This is a genomic window from Methanomassiliicoccus sp. (genome assembly GCA_033485155.1).
Lineage (GTDB): Archaea > Thermoplasmatota > Thermoplasmata > Methanomassiliicoccales > Methanomassiliicoccaceae > UBA6.
Genome location: JAWQJJ010000010.1, coordinates 1 through 19428, shown reverse-complemented (window position 1 = coordinate 19428; position 19428 = coordinate 1). Strand labels below are relative to the sequence as shown.

19 protein-coding genes are annotated in these 19428 nt (G+C 60.5%); 12 read left to right on the top strand and 7 right to left on the bottom strand.

Features of this window, described 5'->3' with window-relative positions; translation table 11 throughout:
- The first annotated feature begins 48 nt into the window (after window positions 1-48).
- Entirely contained in the window at window positions 49-732 is a 684-nt protein-coding gene (gene pyrH / locus SA339_12740; GenBank protein MDW5564080.1) for a UMP kinase, read from the top strand.
- A 62-nt stretch (window positions 733-794) separates the two neighbouring features.
- Complete coding sequence (locus tag SA339_12735) at window positions 795-1316, top strand: carboxymuconolactone decarboxylase family protein (GenBank protein MDW5564079.1); 522 nt, start codon at window positions 795-797, stop codon at window positions 1314-1316.
- A 12-nt stretch (window positions 1317-1328) separates the two neighbouring features.
- Here SA339_12735 and SA339_12730 read toward each other — a convergent pair whose 3' ends face one another.
- Window positions 1329-2162 carry a D-aminoacyl-tRNA deacylase gene (locus SA339_12730; GenBank protein MDW5564078.1) on the bottom strand — a complete coding sequence of 278 codons (834 nt, stop codon included), beginning with the start codon at window positions 2160-2162 and terminating at the stop codon, window positions 1329-1331.
- A gap of 162 nt (window positions 2163-2324) precedes the next feature.
- Between SA339_12730 and SA339_12725 the strand changes: the two genes are divergently transcribed.
- From SA339_12725 to SA339_12710, 4 genes are all read left to right on the top strand, one after another.
- Entirely contained in the window at window positions 2325-3725 is a 1401-nt protein-coding gene (locus SA339_12725) for a PAS domain S-box protein (GenBank protein ID MDW5564077.1), read from the top strand.
- Window positions 3726-3808: 83 nt separating this feature from the next.
- Window positions 3809-4195 (top strand): pyridoxamine 5'-phosphate oxidase family protein, encoded by a 387-nt coding sequence (locus SA339_12720; GenBank protein ID MDW5564076.1) that lies wholly within the window; start codon window positions 3809-3811, stop codon window positions 4193-4195.
- 66 nt (window positions 4196-4261) lie between these two features.
- On the top strand, window positions 4262-5542 hold the full coding sequence (locus tag SA339_12715; GenBank protein MDW5564075.1) for a hypothetical protein: 1281 nt from the start codon (window positions 4262-4264) through the stop codon (window positions 5540-5542).
- 61 nt (window positions 5543-5603) lie between these two features.
- Complete coding sequence (locus tag SA339_12710; protein MDW5564074.1) at window positions 5604-6881, top strand: hypothetical protein; 1278 nt, start codon at window positions 5604-5606, stop codon at window positions 6879-6881.
- On the opposite strand, the gene SA339_12705 is transcribed toward SA339_12710, so the two are convergent.
- Window positions 6859-8379 carry a phenylalanine--tRNA ligase subunit alpha gene (locus SA339_12705; protein MDW5564073.1) on the bottom strand — a complete coding sequence of 507 codons (1521 nt, stop codon included), beginning with the start codon at window positions 8377-8379 and terminating at the stop codon, window positions 6859-6861. The genes SA339_12710 and SA339_12705 overlap by 23 nt on opposite strands.
- A gap of 23 nt (window positions 8380-8402) precedes the next feature.
- On the bottom strand, window positions 8403-8810 hold the full coding sequence (tsaA, locus tag SA339_12700; protein ID MDW5564072.1) for a tRNA (N6-threonylcarbamoyladenosine(37)-N6)-methyltransferase TrmO: 408 nt from the start codon (window positions 8808-8810) through the stop codon (window positions 8403-8405).
- Window positions 8811-8943: 133 nt separating this feature from the next.
- Between tsaA and SA339_12695 the strand changes: the two genes are divergently transcribed.
- Window positions 8944-9891 (top strand): 2-dehydropantoate 2-reductase N-terminal domain-containing protein, encoded by a 948-nt coding sequence (locus SA339_12695; GenBank protein MDW5564071.1) that lies wholly within the window; start codon window positions 8944-8946, stop codon window positions 9889-9891.
- On the opposite strand, the gene SA339_12690 is transcribed toward SA339_12695, so the two are convergent.
- Window positions 9863-10990, bottom strand: coding sequence for a tryptophan--tRNA ligase (locus SA339_12690; GenBank protein MDW5564070.1), 1128 nt, complete (start codon window positions 10988-10990; stop codon window positions 9863-9865). The genes SA339_12695 and SA339_12690 overlap by 29 nt on opposite strands.
- Before the next feature lie 57 nt (window positions 10991-11047).
- Window positions 11048-11455 carry a hypothetical protein gene (locus tag SA339_12685; GenBank protein ID MDW5564069.1) on the bottom strand — a complete coding sequence of 136 codons (408 nt, stop codon included), beginning with the start codon at window positions 11453-11455 and terminating at the stop codon, window positions 11048-11050.
- A 188-nt stretch (window positions 11456-11643) separates the two neighbouring features.
- Here SA339_12685 and SA339_12680 point away from each other — a divergent pair, with 188 nt between their 5' ends.
- The 4 genes from SA339_12680 (at window position 11644) to SA339_12665 (ending at window position 13912) form a co-directional block, all read left to right on the top strand.
- The gene (locus tag SA339_12680; protein ID MDW5564068.1) at window positions 11644-12435 is read left to right on the top strand and encodes a ThiF family adenylyltransferase; all 792 of its coding nucleotides are present in this window, start codon (window positions 11644-11646) and stop codon (window positions 12433-12435) included.
- A gap of 70 nt (window positions 12436-12505) precedes the next feature.
- The gene (locus SA339_12675; protein ID MDW5564067.1) at window positions 12506-12763 is read left to right on the top strand and encodes a hypothetical protein; all 258 of its coding nucleotides are present in this window, start codon (window positions 12506-12508) and stop codon (window positions 12761-12763) included.
- A complete protein-coding gene (locus SA339_12670) occupies window positions 12747-13256 on the top strand; it encodes a ubiquitin-conjugating enzyme E2 (protein ID MDW5564066.1) in 510 nt (169 codons plus the stop codon). Before SA339_12675 ends, SA339_12670 begins: the two co-directional genes overlap by 17 nt.
- A complete protein-coding gene (locus SA339_12665) occupies window positions 13253-13912 on the top strand; it encodes a hypothetical protein (GenBank protein ID MDW5564065.1) in 660 nt (219 codons plus the stop codon). Before SA339_12670 ends, SA339_12665 begins: the two co-directional genes overlap by 4 nt.
- 87 nt (window positions 13913-13999) lie before the next feature.
- Here the strand turns inward: SA339_12665 and SA339_12660 are convergent, their stop codons facing one another.
- Both SA339_12660 and SA339_12655 read right to left on the bottom strand, forming a co-directional pair.
- Window positions 14000-14539 carry an SIS domain-containing protein gene (locus tag SA339_12660; GenBank protein ID MDW5564064.1) on the bottom strand — a complete coding sequence of 180 codons (540 nt, stop codon included), beginning with the start codon at window positions 14537-14539 and terminating at the stop codon, window positions 14000-14002.
- A 2-nt stretch (window positions 14540-14541) separates the two neighbouring features.
- Window positions 14542-15693 carry a TIM barrel protein gene (locus SA339_12655; protein MDW5564063.1) on the bottom strand — a complete coding sequence of 384 codons (1152 nt, stop codon included), beginning with the start codon at window positions 15691-15693 and terminating at the stop codon, window positions 14542-14544.
- Between the two features lie 293 nt (window positions 15694-15986).
- On the opposite strand from SA339_12655, the gene SA339_12650 reads away from it, so the two are divergent.
- A partial coding sequence (locus SA339_12650; protein MDW5564062.1) for a DUF4011 domain-containing protein occupies window positions 15987-19428 on the top strand: 3442 nt, incomplete at its 3' end.

Sequence of the window (19428 nt, the reverse complement as noted above, 5' to 3'; positions counted from 1 at the left end):
TGCATCCCACTTTCACGAGTGGACCTCTGCGTTGTTAGGAGAATTCACATGGAAAAGGTCGTCATCTCGCTCGGTGGCTCCATTATCATTCCCGGTGACCGGGATGGGGAGTTCCTCCACCGCTTTGCTTCCCTTCTCGGACCTTTGGCCAACGATTACGAGCTGTTCGTGGTCTGCGGCGGGGGCCGGATCGCACGCTACTACATCACCACCGGCCGCCAGCTGGGGGCGGAGGAGGATGATCTAGACGTTATGGGTATCGAGGTCACCCGCCTCAATGCCCGCCTCCTGCAGCTCGCCCTGGGGAGCCTGGGGTACGAGGACGTACCCCGCACTATCGAGCAGACCGCGGCCCAGGGTCGGAAGGGCAAGGTGGCGGTGATGGGGGGGACCACTCCGGGGCACACCACCGACGGAGTATCCGCGGCCTTGGCTGAGCGGGTCGGGGCGTCCAGGATCGTCAACGCCACCTCCGTGGACGGGGTCTACGACTCCGACCCGCGCAAGAACAAGGAGTGCGTCAAGTTCGATCGCCTGACCTTTGATGAGCTGAACGCCATGATGGGCAAAGGGAAACATGGGGCCGGCAACTCGCATGTCTTTGATCCACTGGGAGCGGAGATCGTCAAGCGCTGCCGCATCCCTATCCTGGTCGTCGATGGGCGGGATCTCGAGGAGATGAAGGCGGCCATCCTCGGCCAAGGGATTAAGGGCACGGTCATCGACGGCTGAGCTTTGGGGCAAGGTTCATCTCCCTTTAGAACATAGTGCGAAGGAGAGACAGGAGGATCGATATGGCTACTAACGACAGGCAGTGCAAGCGGATCAAGAACCTCAAGGATGAGGTAAGCGCCGAGGATGCCGTGGACGAAATGGGCTGCCGGATGGGCAACTACGTGCCCCACGCTCTGGCCCATATCAAGGAACACAACCCCGAGCTGGCCGTCGTCATCAAGGAGCTGGACCGGGTGCTGGTGGAGGATGGCGCCCTAGACCGCAAGACCAAGAGGCTGATCGCCCTAGCCTGTGTGGCGACCCGCATGTGCGAGGACTGCGTGTATCCGCAAGCGCGCGTCGCCGCGAACTTCGGTGCGACCAAGGAGGAGATCGTGGAAGCGATGCACGTGGCCGTCGTGACCGGTGGCGTTCCCGTGTGGTCGGTGGCTAAGCGTGGCCTAAGCCAGGTGTTCGCCGAGATGGAGGAGGATAAAACCTCCGGCAAGAAGGCCGTCCGTCCGGGGGCGGGCTCATGCGGAGGCCCCATGGCCGCCGAGAAGGGGGTCCCCGCCCCCACCACGAAGAAGGCCAAGAGATAAGGGCGAGGGCCGTTATCCGAGATCGTCCAGGTCCGAGCTGTCCACCGTGTCGTAGCCGAGGTCGGTGACGATCTTGGCCATGGTGGCGGCCTCGGACCTCTTCATCGATTTCCGGTGGATGTATGCCACACGGGCCCCGCTGCCTTCCATGCCCACTCGGACCTTCTCTGCCAGGGCGGGGAGGTTTTGCAGATCGATGGCATAGTTCGGCAGCATGTGGCCGAAGGATATCTTTTTGCCCAGAGAAGCTTCGGTGAAACGGGGGGCATAATGTCCGCCCCCGATGCCCATGGCCACGAGATTGGCCGTCACCTCAGTTTTCTGCAGGGTCCGGGCGATGGCTTCGCCGGCGCCGCGGTCCCCCCAGGTCGCCTCGCTGCTGCCGATCTCGATGAACAGCGTGGGAGTGTCCAGGAACGGGCCGTGGTGAGTCACCTCAAAGGTGACCTCGAAATCCAGGCCCTCCGCCTCCTTTTTCAGCCGGCGGAGCAGGGAGGTCATGAGGTGTGGGGCCGCTGGCACCACCGTTCCCTCGCGGCCGCCGTAGTCGGCCTTCCCCCAATTGCCGATGGGGTGCACGGTCAGCGACCGCTGCCCGGATGCAGCCTTGTGACGGGAGAGGAACACCACCTCGGTAGGCTTGGTGCCGAGATGGTTCTCCACGGCCAGGTCCAGGTCGTCACAGAAAAGGTGGAGACGGGGGACGGTGATCATGGTGAGGGAACCATTGCGGTAGACCGGGGCGCCCTCGAACTCTCCACCCTCCGACCAAACCCCGGACGCCAGGAGAGAGTCCCTTATGTTCACGCTGGCGTTGTCCTCGGCACTGCATACCAATAATCTCATGCATCCCACCGAACGGATGCCGTGCTATGTAGGTTTTTATTCCAGCTATTTGGAAGGATAATACTTAATCTGTAATCGCCATTGGCCCCCCGCCGCTGACCCCATGCTTTGATATGGAGAGTGGCGTTCGAATCATCGGAATGATATCAAGGAGCGTAAACAATGCCAGGCTCGAACGATAAGTCAGAGACCAGCGCACAGAAAGAGCTCAGGACCCTCCGCGATTATGTTCACCTTTTGGCCGATGCCATCGACAAGTCGCCGATGCCCTTTGTGGCTGGATATCCGGACGGGCGAACGATGGCCTTCAACGAAGCCTTCGCCAAGCTGACTGGGTATTCCGAGGAGGAACTGCGGGGAATGCAGTGGGTGATGTACCTCACCCCTCCGGAATGGCACGAGCGCGAAGCCCAAGCCATGGAGGAGCTGAGGAAAACCGGGCACCCCCAGACCTATGAGAAGGAGCAGATGGGCAAGGATGGTTCCCGCATTCTGGTGCAGGTCGTCCTCGGGCAGACGACGGACAAGGACGGCAAGGTGCTGTACTACTACGCGCTCATCAAGGATCACACGGAGAAGCAACGAGCCGACCGCCTGGAGAAGGAGCTTCAGGAGGCTCAGGAGAGTGGCAGCGGTCTTGAATCGGTATTCGAGGGAGCGGCCATATTCCAGAACGGCAAGCTCGTGGTGGCCAACAGCCGCTTCGCGGAGATCGCCGACTACTCGACTTCCGAGCTAATGGGCCTAGAGGAGGGCCAGCTCATGCTGGCCGGGTCACGGGGACTGGTGCCGACCAAGATCGCCGACTCTTCCTCCACTCACGAGGGAGTGCTCAACCGCAAGGATGGTTCCACCGTAGCCGTCGAAATGAGGGCCCAAGATGTACAGTACAAGGGAGCCCCGGCCCGCATGGTCCGCATATTGGATATCTCCGACCGGGCCAAGTTCCAGGAGGACCGGGAGCAGCTCCTCAAGCAGCTGGCAGGAGTCAGCGAGGAGCTTACCGCCCTCCGGCAGGTCGCAGCGATGCCGGTCAACGTGGTCCAGCCGGAGCAGGCGATGGACTCACTGCTGCGGAACTTGACCACTATCGTCCGGGCGGATTCCGGGAGCGTCCTGGTGCGGGAGGGGGACCGACTCGTCGCCCGCTCCATCCAGGGCAGTGCGGACAAGTACCCGAGCGGATACTCCGAGGACGCCGGGAGCGGCTTCCCGGGTAAGGTGATCGGCGATAACCAGGGCGTCTTTGTGGAGGATGCCCAGAGCGATCCAGAGGTCTCCGAACCGCTGAAAGCCACCGGCGCCCGCAGCCTGCTGGGAGTACCTATCAGGCACAGCTCAACGGTCATCGGGTTGCTCCAAGTAGTATGGTCGTCACCCCACGCCCAGAACGATCGGGAGATGAGGTTGCTGGAGGTGGCGGCAGACCGCTGTGCCTCGGCCATCGCTGCTTCCAAGATCTCCGAGACCTCCAAGGCCAGCGAGGAGTTCGGCTCGGTGCTAAGCGAGATTCACAGCCAGTTGAGTTCCACTCTCAACCTGGGAATGGCCCCGAACCGGTGACCATTCGGACCGAGACAAACCTCTTCCCGCCCATTTTTTATCCTCCCTTCTGCCATCCTCCCTGCGGTGATCCTCTGGTCAAGATGAGCGTGGAGGTTATGGACTTCGTCCGACGGTACAGACCCGCTCTGCTCGCTACCGTTTCCCCGGAGGGCGTCCCCAACGTCGCCCCCAAGGGCAGCCTGACGGTACTGGACGACGAGCGTCTGGTTTTCGCAGATCTGGTCGAGGGGCGCACGACCAGGAATCTCCAGGCCCGACCAAACGTGGCGGTGGTGGTCCTGGACCCTCAGGGGAACGGCTATCAGATAAAGGGGCGGGGATCGCCGGATGAGACCGGGTCCGCCCTTACCTACCTTTGTGAGGCGGCGCCCGCACTGAAGATATCTTTACCTCCCCCCTCTGCAGTCATGGTGATTGACGTGGATGAGGTGACCCCTATCGCCCCTGTTAGGAAACGTCAAAATTGATTATCAGTAATGAAATATACAATTAATTGCATTAAATATATACGGACGACGACGATTGGACGGCTCATGCCTGGCTCCCTTACCGTCGGAGAGAGGATTGTCCTTCATCTGGTCCAGTACTCCAAATACATTGACAGTTACGACGCGCCCCTGGATGTCAGTCAGGACGGGATTGCTGCCGCGCTGCGGATCTCGAGGGCCCACGCGGCGATCGAGCTGAAGAAGCTTAAGGACGGGGGCGAGGTAACGGAGAGGCTCGTCCACATCAAGCGCGGGAAGACTAAACGAAAAGTATACTTCCTCACCGCCCCGGGGGAGGAACGCGCGAGACTCGTCCGCCAGTTCGCGGAGGATGAGGGCATCGACATCCAGCCATTCCTGGACCTCAAGAAGTGCAAGGGGCCGGAGCTGTGGTCAGCGCTTGATGACTTCCAGCGAACCGTGCTGGCGCAGGCCTGCGTGTTCCGCAAGTCCTTCCGCCGGGAGGTGCTCCCGGACATCTCCATCTCCCTTTTACCGGTGGACGTCGACGGAATGGTCGACATGCCTCCCGAGCTGCGCTCCTATGTCCCCGCCCAGGTAGACCCTGATCTCCTTCGGCAGTATCACTCCCAGGCCGCGGACTATTGGTTGGCCGTGGGCGACTATCGAGAGCGCCTATACCATCTGCTGAAAGCCGGCCGGAGCTGGGAAGCGGAGGTCATGGTGGCGTCCAGAGGCATCGCCCCTCTGGGACCGGCCGACCGTGACCTTGTCCAGATGCTCATGGCCATAGTCCCCTCCACCGATCGTTACCGCGGACGGGTGCTATATGCCCAAGCAGAGGTGGCCCGGAGGAGCGGGGACCTCGACCTGGCGTCCAGGAAGGCGGGTGAGCTGCGTGACGCGCCCTCCCCCCAGGACAGGTTCAACGGCCTGATGACTGAAGCGCTGGTCCTCAGGACCAGGGGCGACCACGAGGGCTCGCTCGGTCTTCTCCGGCAAGCTGGGAGGGAGGTCCAGGGCGAGGACGTCAGGGTCGGGTGCGAGAGCGCCGAGACCCTCATTCAGGCCGGCCGGTATGGCGAGGCCCGCTTGACCCTGGACCGCCTGATCTCCCTGGGTGCGGCGGACGGTGACCACCTGGAGCGCATCTTCTATCAGCTGGGGACGATCTCCCTGCGCATCGGGGACGGGGCCGGCGCGGTGCGCTTCTACAGTAAGAGCCGGGGAGCGGCCCGAGACAAGGAGAACGGGGAGCTGTACCTTCGCCTTTCCGATGCCTATGGCATGATCGGCATGAAGGAGAAGGCCGAGGAGTATGCCGTGCGGGCTAAGAGAGTGCAAGTGCCGAGGGTCACCATGTAAGAAATTGAGTGAATTACAAATATTCTTTAAGCGTTCAGCTTTATCCAGCAAGGGACATTCTATGGCAGCTTCTTTGACGGTCGGAGAGCGAATAATCTTCCACCTGTCACAGTACGCCAAGTATCAGGATTCCTTTGACGTCCCTATCGACATCACTCAGGACGGGATTGCTGCCGCGCTGCGGATATCGAGGGCCCACGCTGCCCTGGAACTCAAGAAACTTAAAGACTCCAGGGATGTCGCCGAGCGGCTCTCCCACATCAAGAAGGGGAGGACCAAGCGGAAGGCTTACTTCCTAACCGCACAGGGAGAGAAGAAGGCCCAGGTCATCAAGGACTTCGCCGCGGAGAACGCCATTGACCTCGTCCCCCTGCAGGACATCCGCAAGTGCAAGGGCCCGGAGCTATGGGCCACCCTGGATGACAAGTTCAAGCCAGTGGTAGCGATGTCCTGTGTGTTCCGCAAGTCCTTCCGCCGGGAGGTGCTCCCGGACATCGCCACCTCCTTGCTTCCGATCGACGAGCGGGGGATGGTCGATCTCCCCAAGGAGCTGAAGGAGTACGTGGTGAGCGTTACCGACCCGGAGAAGCTGAAGGACTACCACAGCTTCGCGGTCGACTACTGGCTCCACTGGGACGATCTCAAGGAGGTGCTTTACCACCTGGTGTGCGCCAAGCGCTACGCCGACGCCGAGATCCTGGTGTACCACAATGCCAAGGAGCTTCTGCTCCATCCGGACGAGGATCTCCTGGAAGCGGTGTCCAACATCCGGGACGTCACGAGGGGCTACAGCGGCTTGGTGCATTACGTGCAGGCGGAGACCGCTCGCCGGGTGGGGATGCATGAATATTGCCTCATCGTAACCAAGTTCATGGAAGCGTCCAGCATCCCGTCGGAGAGGTTCGACGGGTACATGATCGAAGGGCTTCTGCACCTGGACCGTAAGGACTACAACCTCGCCTACCGGGCTTTCATCCGGGCCCGCGGTGTGTACGATGACCACATCGACACCCAGTTGGAGTGCTACATCGCCGAGTCGCTGATCCGCAACGGCGACTACCATGAGCCGAGGGAGATACTGGAGAGACTCCTCCGCCGAGGATTCGATAATCCCGAGGAGGAATCCAACACCTACTATCTAATGGGCCAGATAGCACTGAAGACCGGCGAGGACGACGAGGCGCTGCGCATGTTCGCCCTGAGCCGAAGGGCCATGAACAACAAGCGGACCGAGCTCTACAACAAGATCTCGGAGATGTACTACAGCATCGGGAACCGCGAGAAGTCCCTGGAGTTCGCCCTCAAGGCCAACGAGCTCAGATTAACGGAGATGTTCTGAGCATATCGACGTCGCTGATATAGAGGTCCCTGAGATCCTTTAGGTTGAACCGCAGCATGGCCAGGCGCTCGAAGCCGAGGCCGAAAGCGAGCACTGGGCACTTGATGCCGAAGGGTGCGGTGACCTCGGGCCGGAAGATGCCCGATCCCCCAAGCTCCATCCAGGTGTTCTTGAACCGGACCTCGATCTCCATCGACGGCTCGGTGTACGGGAAGTAGCCGGGACGGAACCGGATGTCCTTGAACCCCATGCGGGCGTAGAACTCCCTGATGATGCCGCACAGCATGTCGAAGGAGGCGTCCTCCTCCATAATTATCCCTTCGATCTGGGTGAACTCCGGGAGATGGGTGGCATCGATCGCTTCCTTGCGGAACACCTTGCTCAGAGAGAACACCTTCACCGGCGGTTCGGGGTTCTTCCACAGGTGACGGATCGAGTTCACGGTGGTGTGCGTTCGCAGCAGCGCGCGCTCCGACTCCTCGCGGCACCAGTCATACCTCCAGCCAAGGGAGCCGGTGTCCCCGCCGCACTCGTGCATGGAACACACCTTGCCCACGATGTCCTCGTCTTCCAGGTCCAGACGGGCTGGCCGCTTGAGGTAGAAGGTGTCTTGGAGCTCTCGGGCCGGATGGTCCTGAGGGGTGAACAGCGCGTCCATGTTCCAGAACGCCGGCTGCACATACTCCTCGTCGATCTCCTGGAACCCCATGTCCACGAAGATCTTGCGGACCTCGTCGGCGATCCTGGTCAGGGGGTGCTTCTTTCCCGGATAGATGGCCGGGGCGAAGCTGCGGACGTCGTACTTGCGGATGGTGACCTCTTTCCATCGGCCGGTCTGGATGAGCTCGGGAGTGAGCTGGGCGACCTCTTCCTTAACCTCAATTCCCAGCTCCAGCATCTCCCGGCCCAGGTCGGTAAGTTCCAGCGTGCGGCTGACCACAAGCTTCTCCACCACCAGGTCCTGACGGGACTTGAGGGCGGCGATAGTGGCCTTGTCCAGCTTATCCTCGGACATGTCTTCCCTAGCCAATGCCTCGAGGGTCGCCTCATCCTCCATCTTCCTGCCCAGTATCTCCCGGCCATGGTCGGAAAGGGTGATGACGGTGCTCCCGCCCTCTTTGCGGATGGAAGCAAGGTTCTTCTTCCTCAGCCATCCAAGGGCGATAGACACCTCGTCCTTGCCCACGGCAGAGGACAGATCCTTCATGTCCATCTCCCCACCCTTCTCGTCCAGGAGTTTTAGGGCCCGACGTTCCGGCAGGCCCTTCTCCACCGCATCGGTGGACCGGAGGGAGTACACCTTTCGGGCGACCTCGGAGATCTGCAACGCACCCTTGGACTGTAGCCAGGATGCGGCGTTCATGACCTCGACCAGCTGGCCGAAGTCCCCGGCCTCGAAAACCTCCTCCGGCGTGGCGCGGCCGTTCAGGCGGTTCAGTGCCAGCATCAGGCGGGCTTCGTTGGCGGATAGGCCCTCGAGGATCTCCGAGGTATTCATTGGGACGGTGAAATCCCCCCGACCTAATTAGTCTTTACCATCGAGGGATCCGGTTCCAGTGCCTTGGACCGCCGATCGGGCTTGATATCGACGACCGGCGTACCTTCCCAGGCGTCCAAGCCCTCCACCGTGAGCACGTTGCCCTCGCGCTTGACCAGACGCACGGCGGTCGCCCCGATGTGATTGGGGCGGTTGGGGCTCCTCGAAGCGAACACCCCGACCAGCGGGTTCCGAGGATCGCCCCGAGGATGAACGAGGAGATCGACCGTCGTCGATCGGTCGAAGATGAACAGAACGAGCAACGTTTCGTTTAGATCGATCCGGTAGAGCCCTTCTTGGTGTTCCGGGAGGATCTCGATGTCCATGCACCCAGACAATGCAGATTTTCTTACCCATCCGATGGGATTGACCGGGAATGTCCCGACGACCATATCCGCCATTAACAGCCGATGCCGGATATGCTTTTTCCCGCCGGGGCGCCACATGCCCTTGGCGGGGCTCATTGCCGGGACGAGCACTGAAAGCATATAAGCCTGCACCCGGCTGTGGGACGCGGCTACCGCCATGGAAGTGTTGATCGTCGGAGCGGGCATCATCGGAACGGTATATGGCTGGGCCTTCGCGGAGGGCGGGGTAAATGTCACCCATCTGGTCAGGCTGGACCGGATGGAAGGACTGAAGGGCGGCGTGATGATGGACGTCCTCGACGAAAGGAAAGGGCACCTGAAACACAACCGAACAAGCTACGCCATGCGTACCGTGACCGAGGTCGGTCCCGGAGACAGGTACGACGTGGTCATCGTTCCGACCAACAGCTATCAGCTAGCCCCTGCCCTGGCCGAGCTAGCGCCAAAGCTACCGAACGCCACCTTCATTCTTATGTCGCTCAACTGGGTGGACGGGGAGTATGAGCGTCCGGAACTTCCCATCGGACGATACTTCTGGGGGTATCCAGACGGTGGGGGGACCGTCAGGAACGGCGCGTACTGGACGAACCTTGGGCCTGAGCTGCACCTCCAAAAGGAGGCTGCAGGGTCCCCGGCAGTGACCGAGCTTCTCCGTTCGGCGGACCTCTCCGGCGACTACCAAGAGAACATGAAGCATTGGATTTGGGTCCACAACGCCGGCAGCACGCCCATATGGATGGCCTTCCTGCAAGCCGGAAATATGGCTACTTTCCTAAGGGACAAGAGGCTGCTGAATCAGAGCCTCGATGCGACCGGGGAGGTCTTGGCCCTCCTCCGTAAACGCGGGGTGCGTCTGGACGACTATCCTGACGTGGCCATGCTGGAGAGGAACACTGCCTTCATCCGCCTGATGATGAAAATTCTATATCGGTTCAACAAGAGCATGCAGCGGTACACCGCCCATGCCCTCGGTGGGCGGGAGGAAGCGATCGCCAACTATCGGCAGATCATGAGTACGGCTCGGGAGCTCGGCTACGACATGCCCATAATGGGAGAACTGGGTCGGGCGCTGGGGATCATGGAACAGAGCAATCCCGGAGCATGAACTCCTCCACCCGCTCCTTGGCCGCCTCCCTCTTGGCCTGGTGTTCTTCGATAAATGGGACGATGACGTCGGCCAGCGACTTCTTGCACTCCCCGCACAGGATCTCCCCCTGGCGGCACTTTTCGGCCAGCTCCTCCAGCTTGCGATCGTCCTTCTCGAAGAGGTAAAATTTGTACTTGAAGACGGAACAGATCTCCGGCTTGCCGCCGCACTTCCTTTGCTCCTCGACCGAAACGGCCCCACCGGTGAACGCCGACATTATCTTCTTGCGGACCAGCTTGGGCGGGTCGGTGGTGTAGATGGTGCTGTTGGGCTGGGAGGACGACATCTTGTCGGTCCCCTGCAGGCCTGGGAACATCTTGTTGTGCAGGAGTGCCGGCTTGTAGTAGCCTAAGGTAGGCGCGATGTCCCGGGCCACACGGAAGTGGGGATCCTGGTCGATACCGCAGGGAATTAGGCAGGGGATGTTCCTTCCGGCCAGCTCCGAGCCGAGAAAAGCGGGGGCCGCCTGTATGCTGGTATAGAAGATGCTGCCTATGTTGGTAGAGTTATCGAACCCGAACACGGCCCGAGCGGTGGAGAAGGTGATGCGCTTGGCGACCTTCAGTGCCAGAGGGTAGAGGGAGTGTATGTACTCGGTGTCCACCATGATCTTGGTCAGCTTGGGATCGAAGCCCAGGGCGATGACATCCAGGAGGTTCTGATAGGCCATATCGCGGGTGTCCTTCAGCTCGAGGTTGTCATTGAATAAGTACTTCTCATCATCGGTGAGCTGGAAGTAGAGTGGAGCCTTGAAGGTATCCTGCAGATACTTGGTGAACATCCATGGCATGAGGTGACCGAGATGGGTATGCCCCGACGGTCCTCGGCCGGTGTACAGGAAGAACTTCTCCCCAGCCTCGTAGCGATCGAGCACCCACTCCATGTCCCGGTGAGAATAGACCACCCCGCGCTTCAATAATGGGTGGAGCTCCCCGTATCCAGCCATCCGATCCAGGAGGGCCTGGTCGATGCGCTTGGTGCCGAACTTCTCTATGAGGAGGTCATAGTCGATATCTCCGCTGACCTCCCATGGCGTTACCTTGAACTCGCCGTTCATGCCTAGCTCGTGTGGCAAGCGGTCAGGGGATATATCAACTATTCCGCGGGGGCCACCTTACCCTTTGGGGTGGCTAAGCGCATCCTGCACCGCTCTCAACAGATCCTGCATGCGGTATGGTCTGGCAAGAAAATGGACGGATTCCAGCGGGCCACGCACGGGAAAGGACGCCCCGCCCACCAGGGCGGTGGAGATAATGACTCTGGCATCGGGGTCCAGCTCGAGCAACCTCGTCGCCTCCGCTTCACCCCCCAGCTCGAAAGGCCGGTACACTCCGAGGATTACCAGATCATATCGACGACTGCGGATCAGGGATCTCCGGTACCTGTCCATCAACTCCCCGCTGGTCCGGACGGAATCCGCCTCCATACCGAACCCTCGGAGCATCTCCCGGGTGACCTCCCGGACTGTATCATCCTCATCGGCCACGAGTATCCTGGGGTGCCTGATCTCAGAACCATCCATTATCATGAAATCCTCGTCCTGCCGGCTTAACGTTGGGGGAGGGGACAAATGATCGGGATATACGCAACGTACATCAGGAAAAATTCTATGAGCCTATAAAACCAACTGGTCGGCAATCAATCATGATATCATATTAAAATATTTTGTACAATAGATAATTATTCTCCCGGCCCGTAGGCTCACTGAACATGACGATCATCCGGACAGGGGAGGAGGACGCGGACCGATGGGACCGCTCCCGCCGCATCGATTGGCTGGACATGGGGCGGGTGCAGGCGGCACGGTTCCTGGTTCTGGGGGCCGGAGCCCTGGGCAACGAGGTGGTCAAGGATCTCGTGCTGGCAGGGGCCAGGGAGATTACTGTGGTAGATATGGACCGAGTGGTCCGCTCCAATCTCAGCCGCTGCGTCCTGTTCCGCGAGCGCGACAGCGCCGAGCACCGGTGGAAGGTAGAGGCGGTGGCCGAGCGGGCCAGGGACCTTGACCCCGAGGTCCGGGTGCGCGCGGTGGCAGGAAGGATCGAACAGCTAGAGGAGAGGGAGTGGAAGGATAGCGATATCGTCCTGGGTTGCCTGGACAATATCGCTGCGCGGCTGCACGCCAACGCCCACTCCTACCATCATGGAACCCCGTACATCGACGGCGGCACCGACGGCTTCTCCGGCCGAGTCCAGGTAATCGTTCCGCCCTCCACTCCTTGCCTGCAGTGCGGCCTCAACCAGAGCCACTACCGGATCCTCGAGAAGCGTTACTCCTGCACCGGTGCGGACGTCACCTACTACGAGCCAAGCATGGCCGCGGAGATCACCACCACCTCGATCGTCGCCGCGGTACAGGTGAGGGAAGCCCTGAAGATCGTGTCCGGGAGGAGCGACGCGGCCGTCAGGAACGTCATCCACTATAATGGCCTGAGGAACACCTGGGACGAGCTGGAGATGTCCTTCGAGCCTGCCTGTCCTCTGCACCAGGACCGAACATAACACAGTATCAGAATTGTTACATGAAATCGTCAACTTTATCTTAGTACATTAATTATTAACACTAGATAATATGCCCATCAGGGTGAAGGTACGGAACGCGGAGACTGGATCGACCGTCGATATGGAGATGGAGAACGAGAACACGATGGAAGAGATCGTCCGGGGCGCCGCCGGGTTTTGGCACAAGGACCCCGGAGCCTATGTTCTCCGGCGGGGGAAGAAATTGTTGCGCGGTTCGCAGACGGTGCTCGAGGTCGGACTCAAGGATGATGATGAACTGGAGCTGATCCCCGACCCCGAGGGCGGGTATCGTGACCCTTCCGAGTGAGATACTCATCGCCAGGCTCAGGAACGAGCTTAAGGCCTGCTCGGGGTACATTCGGAGCGCCCCGGACCTCAGCGGACCGGACGGCCTCGAGTTCCCATTGAGCATTGATATCGAGTTGAACCAGGTTCCCGCCCACTATCTAGATGGTCGACGATGCGGGGTACGATATACTCACCGATTCCGCCTGGTCATCGACGAGGAATATCCGTTCAAAAAGCCGATGGTAACCTGGCTCACCCCGATCTTCCACCCCAACATCATGATGCCGGAGGATGGAGGGCATATGTGCACCAGGCTGCTGGAGGACTGGAGCTTCAACTCCACGATTATCTCGTTCATTAAGGGAGTGGAGACGCTGGTCACCACTCCCAATCCCTCCAACCCGTTCGGGACCGACAGCTGCACCGCGGCGGCGGAGTACTATAACAAGGGAGCGAGGTGCCTGCCACCGATGGTCAACGTCCCTCCGCCCCGGGTGGTGAGGTCCAGATGAGCAAACCGACGATCGTCGCCGACCACCAGGCTCAGCGGAAGGAACAGCCCCCTCCGCCGAGGGAGAGATACGGGGCCCACAAGTGGCTGACGGAGAAGCGCCTGGAGGAGTATCGGGCGAACGAATGGGGCAGCCTCGAGCTGTACGTCTCCAAGCTGGCCGAGGAGAAGATCCGCAACCACGCCCTGATGCACGTCAGTGAGCGCAGGGAGGTAATGGGCCTGCTGCTCGGGGGATTATACCAGCACGAGGGAAGGGAGTACTCCGTGGTCCGTGACGTGGTCACCACCGATCTCGACGCCACCGAGGTCAGCGTCAGGTTCGATCCTCGGGCCTTCGAGAAGCTGTTCGCCTCCCTCGAGGATATTGGATTCCGGTACGTGATCATCGGATGGTACCATTCCCACCCTTCCTATCATTGTTTCATGTCCTCCACCGACGTGCAGACCCAGCAAGCGATGTTCAACCTCCGCGGGCACTCAGCCATCGTTATCGACCCGGTGAGCAAGGAAATCGAGGCGTTCTACCTCGACGAGGGCAGGGTCCATTCCCGGCCGTTCGCGGTGTACTGGGATGAGTACCAGAGCCCGTACTACGGGACCTCGGTGCGCATGAGGCAGACCGCGGCACCCGAACATCGGGGGAGCGACCCCTGACCTAAGGTCGGGGAGCCGGGGACGAACGGCAAGGCGGTCGAAGGGGCCTCAACCGCCTTACGGAGCGGGCCGCGTGGAGTGGGTTCTTCACACCCAGATGGCGTGCCTGCGCCTCAGCGAGGCTTCGTTCTGGTCCGTCCTCTCCATTATGAGGGGGACAATCGAATCGAACATGACCAGGGCGGCGTCCTCGAAGATCGTACCGAGAGGGGCCCACTTCTTCTTCTGGTCGTCTTTGATCTGTCCCACTTCCAAAATGATGTTGGATGCGTGCCCCAGCTTGGAGTTGGGGTTGGAGGTCACCGAGATCACCCGAGCCCCAACCCTCCGGACGATGTTCGCGGTCTGCACCGCGGACATCGTCTCCCCGGTGTTGGAGACGATGATGACGAGATCCCCCTCATCGACAAAGGGAGTGGTCATATCGCCGACGAAATGCACGTCGAATCCCATCTGGACCAACCTGACAGCGAAAGCCTGGCCGATGAGCCCAGAGCGACCTACGCCGTAGATGAAGATCTTCTTGGCGCCTATGAACGCCTGGATGGTCTGCTCCACTGCCGCCGGGTCGACGTTGACCAGCGCCTCCTTTACATTCCTCAGGATGTAGTCCAGGGAATCCTTCATGGTCACCGCTTCTTCTTGACCGCGGGTGCTTCCTTGGGAGCGACCTTGCTCTGGCCGTTGGGCTTGGCCACCGGGGGCTTTACCTTATCGGCAGGCTTAGGGGTGGCCTTCTTCTCGGGCCGGGGAGAGGCCTTATCGACTTTCGGCTTGAGACGCGGAAGCTCGGCCTCTTCGGACTCAGCCTCCTCCCCGAGTCCCTCATATTCGACCTCGTCCTCCTCTTCTCCGTCCCGGTCCTTCTCATTCCTCTTGACCTTGCTCTCCTTGGCCACCCGCTTGGTCAGAACACGTTCGTAGATGACCTTCATGTACATGGCATCATGTTCGAGCAGCGGGGACGAAGATATGATCGTGATGTTAGGGTTTTCATCGGCCAGATAGTCGGCGAGGGGCTCGAACTTCAGGTCCCCTTTCTTGATGGGAGTTATCCTCCGCTCGTTCCCGCCCTCGTGCTCCACGCCCGAGAAATGAGTGTAGAAGTCACCGCCGACGTAGTCGCGGACCTTGTCGAGGAGGGCTCCGAAGTCGGAGGGTTCACGCAGCGAGCCGTTCTCCCTGGCGTGAGCGTGAGCGAAGTTGATGACTGGCACGGTCCCCTTGATGTGGTCGCACATCTCCAGGACCTCGTCCAAGGAACCGAACACCTCCTGCCGCCCGCTGGTCTCGAATCCCAGCAGGGGTTTGAGCTTGTTCTCCTCCCACCACTCCATAATGGAGGTGATGTTCTCGACGATGTTCTTCTTGGCCTGCTTCTTGGTCTTCTCCGGCGCCAGACCGAGATGGGTTATCACCAGATTGCCCTCCATCTGGTCGGTCATGACCCCCGCCCATCGGATGTTGTCAATGCACCTGGCGGTCAGCTCGGAGTTGCTGGCCAGGTCCATGTAATATGGAGTGTGCATGGAGAGCTGAACGTCCATCTCCTTCCCCATCTGACCGAGCTCCCGCAACTCGATGAAGTTCTGGGCCAATCCCGAGGCTAGGGTTATGAGGGCATCGTCCTCCCTGATCTTCTCCGTCGGCTTGGTGATACGGACCTCTTTCTTGTTCTTTACCCGTACGATCTCCATGATCAGGTCGCTCTCCACCTCCAACGGGGAAAGCCCGACCTCCTCTTCGTCGGGGAACCGATCGAAAACGTTTACCCTCACCATCTGGACCTCCATGGCATTGAGGCCGAGCCCATGTACGTCCTCGATGCCGTCGCGGAGGGTCCTACCCTTACAGGAAAGTGGAATACCTGCTGGACCAAATCGAATCATAATGACACCAATACGCCGAAGTTTCCCCTAAAGCTTTACTGATTATGTAGGTTGGTATATATAATTGCTCTTAGCAGCTTTTATCTCCTGGAGATGGTCTGGATATAATAAACTTGCCATTCCAAGTGAGAGGAAACGGTACAAAATCCTTTTGACTTTGCAAGCCTTCACCTCACTCGGTTGGGATGAGCACTCTGACAGAGGACCCTGTAGACATACGTATCGAGAGATGGAGGAAGAGCCTCGTTGACACCAGCCTCCGCAACCGCCTGCTGGATGTCAAGGAGAGCCGCCTAGGCTGCCTCCGGCTGACCAGCCCTCTCCCTTTGGAGATATACCACACCCTGGTCGTGGCCAAGGACGCCTTCGAGATCGACGTCGGTCCCAATGGCTCGGCCGCTTGTTCTTACCGAGACGCCTCGAAGCCCCCCCGGCCGTTCGAAGGGATCAGAGGAGACCGTTCCCTCATGCTCCTGCGGACCAAGGCCAGGGAGGCCCAGCGCGAGCAGGGTGTCAGCATCCTCTTCCTCACCCTCGGCGTACTTGAATGGTCCAGCGAGGACGCTTCGGGGCAGAAGATCCGATCTCCCCTCGTTCTCATCCCTGTCGAGCTGACTCGGGCGGGCCCCCTCGACCCCTATGTGCTCAGGGCCGCCGGGCTGGTGACCGGCAATCCCACTCTCGCCCACAAGCTCAGATCGGAGCTCTCGCTGACTCTTCCGCCCCTGCCAGAGGGCGACCTGGATCTCACCGCCTACCTGGACTCGGTAGCCAAGGCCTTCCAGCGGCTGGGATGGGAGGTGAGCGATACCTCCTTCCTAGGGTTGTTCAAGTTCCCCAAGATGTCGATGTTTGACGAGCTGGGGCAACATCGGGCGGCGGTGGCTGTCCACCCCGTCATCAGGGCGTTGGCGGGAGAGGTGGCCGGGCCGACGGTGGAGGCGACCGGAGTACTGGCCTCGAACGTTCAGGAGGACTTCCAGGTGCTCGACGCCGATTCCAGCCAGCAGGAGGCCGTGTCCCTGGCCCTGAGCGGTTCGAGCTTCGTGCTGCAGGGCCCCCCCGGCACCGGGAAGAGCCAGACTATTACCAACATCATCTCCGAGACGATCTCCCGAGGGCGAACCGTGCTGTTCGTGTCCGAGAAGCTGGCCGCCCTGGAAGTGGTGAAGAAGCGGCTGGACGCCCGAGGGTTGGGCGATTATTGCCTGGAGCTTCACGACCAGAACGCCAGCCGCCAGACGGTGGTGGACGAGCTCTCTCGCTGTCTTTCCGCCCCCCTCAGGACGGAACTGCCGCCCTCGGAGCGGGAGGAACTGGAACGCGCCCGGGCCGACCTCGACGACTATGTGGACGCCCTCCACCAGAGGAGGGAAGGGTTGGGCATCCCGTTCCATACTCTGCTGTCGGAGCTGACCGTCCTTCGCTCGGCCCCCGACCTGCCCATCGGATTCCCCAACCTGGAGCATATGGGATGGAAGGAACTGATGCCCCTTCAGCCCCTAGTCCGGGACCTGGAGAGGTACGCACCAGTGCTGGCCACCGGGACCGCTCACCCATGGTCCGACTGCCTGGTGGACTCCTGGAAGTTGAGTTCCCAGACCGAGATCGTCCACCGATTGTCAGCCCTGAAACTGGCCATTTCCAGACTGAGGGAGGCTACGGAGCAGTTCTGCAGGTCCCTCGAGCTGGAGGCCCCCAACAGCCTGAAGGGGGTCAGCGATCTCATCGAGCATCTGCGCACGGTTAACCTGACCGCCTATCCAGACGAGAAGTGGCTGGCCTCCGACCCGACCCCCTTGTTCAAGCTCCTCGATGACACCCGGGCCGCCTACCAGGACCTGGGCGATCGGATGGCTTGGCTCAGGCAGAAATACCGCGAGGACGTGCTCGCCCTGGACCTCCACTCGATGCACAACCGGTTCGAGAACGAGCACCACAACGCAGTCAAGCGGGCGTTCAGCTTCAGCTATCGGCGGGATATGGGCACATTGCGCAGTCTGAACCGGGGTGACCGAAAGCTCAACTTCGAAACCGCCAGGGAGGAGCTGGATGAGATCATCCAAATCTCGGATTTAGTCACCGGCCTACATGCGCTAGAGACGGAATGCGGAGAGCGCCTGGGCAAGCACTTCCAGGGAGAGAATACCGAATGGGAGAAGGTCCGCGGAGCCATCGCCTGGTCCAAGGAGTACTTCGATCGCTACGGCACTCCACGTTCTCCGGGGATCGTCCGCCTGCTGTGTTCCGGACCGGAGGCCCTTGTCGGCCTGAAGACCAAGGTCGATGACCTGGAAGAAGTGGCCATGCGCATGGAGGAAGCGGTCACAGCGGTCACCGAGCGCTTTATTCTTAGCCGACTGGCTGCCGGACGCACGACCCATGAGGTGCCCTTCGATGAGCTCACTGCATGGGCCCAGGGACACATGGAAACGATGTCCCGATTCCAGGAGTGGACCGAGGCCAGTCGGGTGAGGAAGGAAGCTGCCGAGAGGGGGCTGGGAGATCTGTTGGCCATGGCCACTCAGAGTACCCTCCCCAGCTCCGGGCTGTGGGACGGAGTAAGGAAGAGGTTCCTCACCCTGTGGCACGACCTCCTGCTCTCCCGTGACCGCCGGCTCAGGGACTTCGATCGCGAGGCTCATGATCGCACCGTGGTCCGCTTCGCCGAACTGGACCACCGCAACATCGACCAGGCTTCCGCCCGGGCCCGGATCGTCCTCGATGCTCGCAAGGCCAGGGCGTGCGACCTCTCCTCGCCGGAGATGGGCAGTGCGTTATGGGTGCTGAAGCACGAGGTGAGCCGGAAGAAGAACCTCCGGCCGGTGAGGGAGCTATTCTCCCAGGCCAGCGAGCCCATACAAGCGATTAAGCCTTGCCTCCTGATGAGCCCCCTGTCAGTCTCCACTTTCCTGGATCCAACGAGGATCAGGTTCGACCTGGTCATCTTCGACGAGGCCTCCCAGGTCCGACCGGAGGATGCTATCGGGTCGATCATGAGAGCCAAGCAGGTCATCGTGGTCGGTGACGGGATGCAGCTGCCTCCCACTGACTTCTTCCGGGAGGCCACCGAGGAGGAAGAGGACGTCCCCGACCTGGAGAGCATCCTGGACGAGTGTTCTTCGGCCATGCCCCAGCGCATGTTGATATGGCATTACCGGTCGAGACAGGAAAGCCTGATCGCGTTCTCTAACTGCAGGTTCTACGGCGGCCGCCTCATGACCTTCCCATCGGCCACGGTCGATCACGAAGGGCTCGGAGTGTCCTTCATTCACGTACCCGACGGCGTTTACGATAGGGCGCGCAGCAGGAAGAACGCCGTCGAGGCTGAGCGGGTTGCCGAGCTGATCGCAGAGCATGTGACCCGGCGGTCAGGCGAGTCCCTGGGCGTGGTGGCGTTCAGCGAGGCCCAGCAGCTTGCTATCATAGAGGAGCTGGAGAAGCTAACAGCAATAAGGCCGGGCCTCATACCGCTGCTCAGCGAGGAGGGCGAGGAGGGTTTCTTCGTCAAGAACCTCGAGAACGTCCAGGGTGACGAGAGGGACGTCATGATCTTTTCCGTCGGCTACGGAAAGGATGCTCAGGGAAAGATGTATCAGAACTTCGGGCCGCTGAACAAGGCGGGCG

What these genes read in the sequence shown, in the direction of transcription:
- pyrH (MDW5564080.1), top strand. Translation starts at nt 49, where the DNA reads ATGGAAAAGGTCGTCATCTCGCTCGGTGGCTCCATTATCATTCCCGGT.
- SA339_12735 (MDW5564079.1), top strand. Translation starts at nt 795, where the DNA reads ATGGCTACTAACGACAGGCAGTGCAAGCGGATCAAGAACCTCAAGGAT.
- SA339_12730 (MDW5564078.1), bottom strand. Translation starts at nt 2,162, where the DNA reads ATGAGATTATTGGTATGCAGTGCCGAGGACAACGCCAGCGTGAACATA.
- SA339_12725 (MDW5564077.1), top strand. Translation starts at nt 2,325, where the DNA reads ATGCCAGGCTCGAACGATAAGTCAGAGACCAGCGCACAGAAAGAGCTC.
- SA339_12720 (MDW5564076.1), top strand. Translation starts at nt 3,809, where the DNA reads ATGAGCGTGGAGGTTATGGACTTCGTCCGACGGTACAGACCCGCTCTG.
- SA339_12715 (MDW5564075.1), top strand. Translation starts at nt 4,262, where the DNA reads ATGCCTGGCTCCCTTACCGTCGGAGAGAGGATTGTCCTTCATCTGGTC.
- SA339_12710 (MDW5564074.1), top strand. Translation starts at nt 5,604, where the DNA reads ATGGCAGCTTCTTTGACGGTCGGAGAGCGAATAATCTTCCACCTGTCA.
- SA339_12705 (MDW5564073.1), bottom strand. Translation starts at nt 8,379, where the DNA reads ATGAATACCTCGGAGATCCTCGAGGGCCTATCCGCCAACGAAGCCCGC.
- tsaA (MDW5564072.1), bottom strand. Translation starts at nt 8,810, where the DNA reads ATGGTCGTCGGGACATTCCCGGTCAATCCCATCGGATGGGTAAGAAAA.
- SA339_12695 (MDW5564071.1), top strand. Translation starts at nt 8,944, where the DNA reads ATGGAAGTGTTGATCGTCGGAGCGGGCATCATCGGAACGGTATATGGC.
- SA339_12690 (MDW5564070.1), bottom strand. Translation starts at nt 10,990, where the DNA reads ATGAACGGCGAGTTCAAGGTAACGCCATGGGAGGTCAGCGGAGATATC.
- SA339_12685 (MDW5564069.1), bottom strand. Translation starts at nt 11,455, where the DNA reads ATGGATGGTTCTGAGATCAGGCACCCCAGGATACTCGTGGCCGATGAG.
- SA339_12680 (MDW5564068.1), top strand. Translation starts at nt 11,644, where the DNA reads ATGACGATCATCCGGACAGGGGAGGAGGACGCGGACCGATGGGACCGC.
- SA339_12675 (MDW5564067.1), top strand. Translation starts at nt 12,506, where the DNA reads ATGCCCATCAGGGTGAAGGTACGGAACGCGGAGACTGGATCGACCGTC.
- SA339_12665 (MDW5564065.1), top strand. Translation starts at nt 13,253, where the DNA reads ATGAGCAAACCGACGATCGTCGCCGACCACCAGGCTCAGCGGAAGGAA.
- SA339_12660 (MDW5564064.1), bottom strand. Translation starts at nt 14,539, where the DNA reads ATGAAGGATTCCCTGGACTACATCCTGAGGAATGTAAAGGAGGCGCTG.
- SA339_12655 (MDW5564063.1), bottom strand. Translation starts at nt 15,693, where the DNA reads ATGGTGAGGGTAAACGTTTTCGATCGGTTCCCCGACGAAGAGGAGGTC.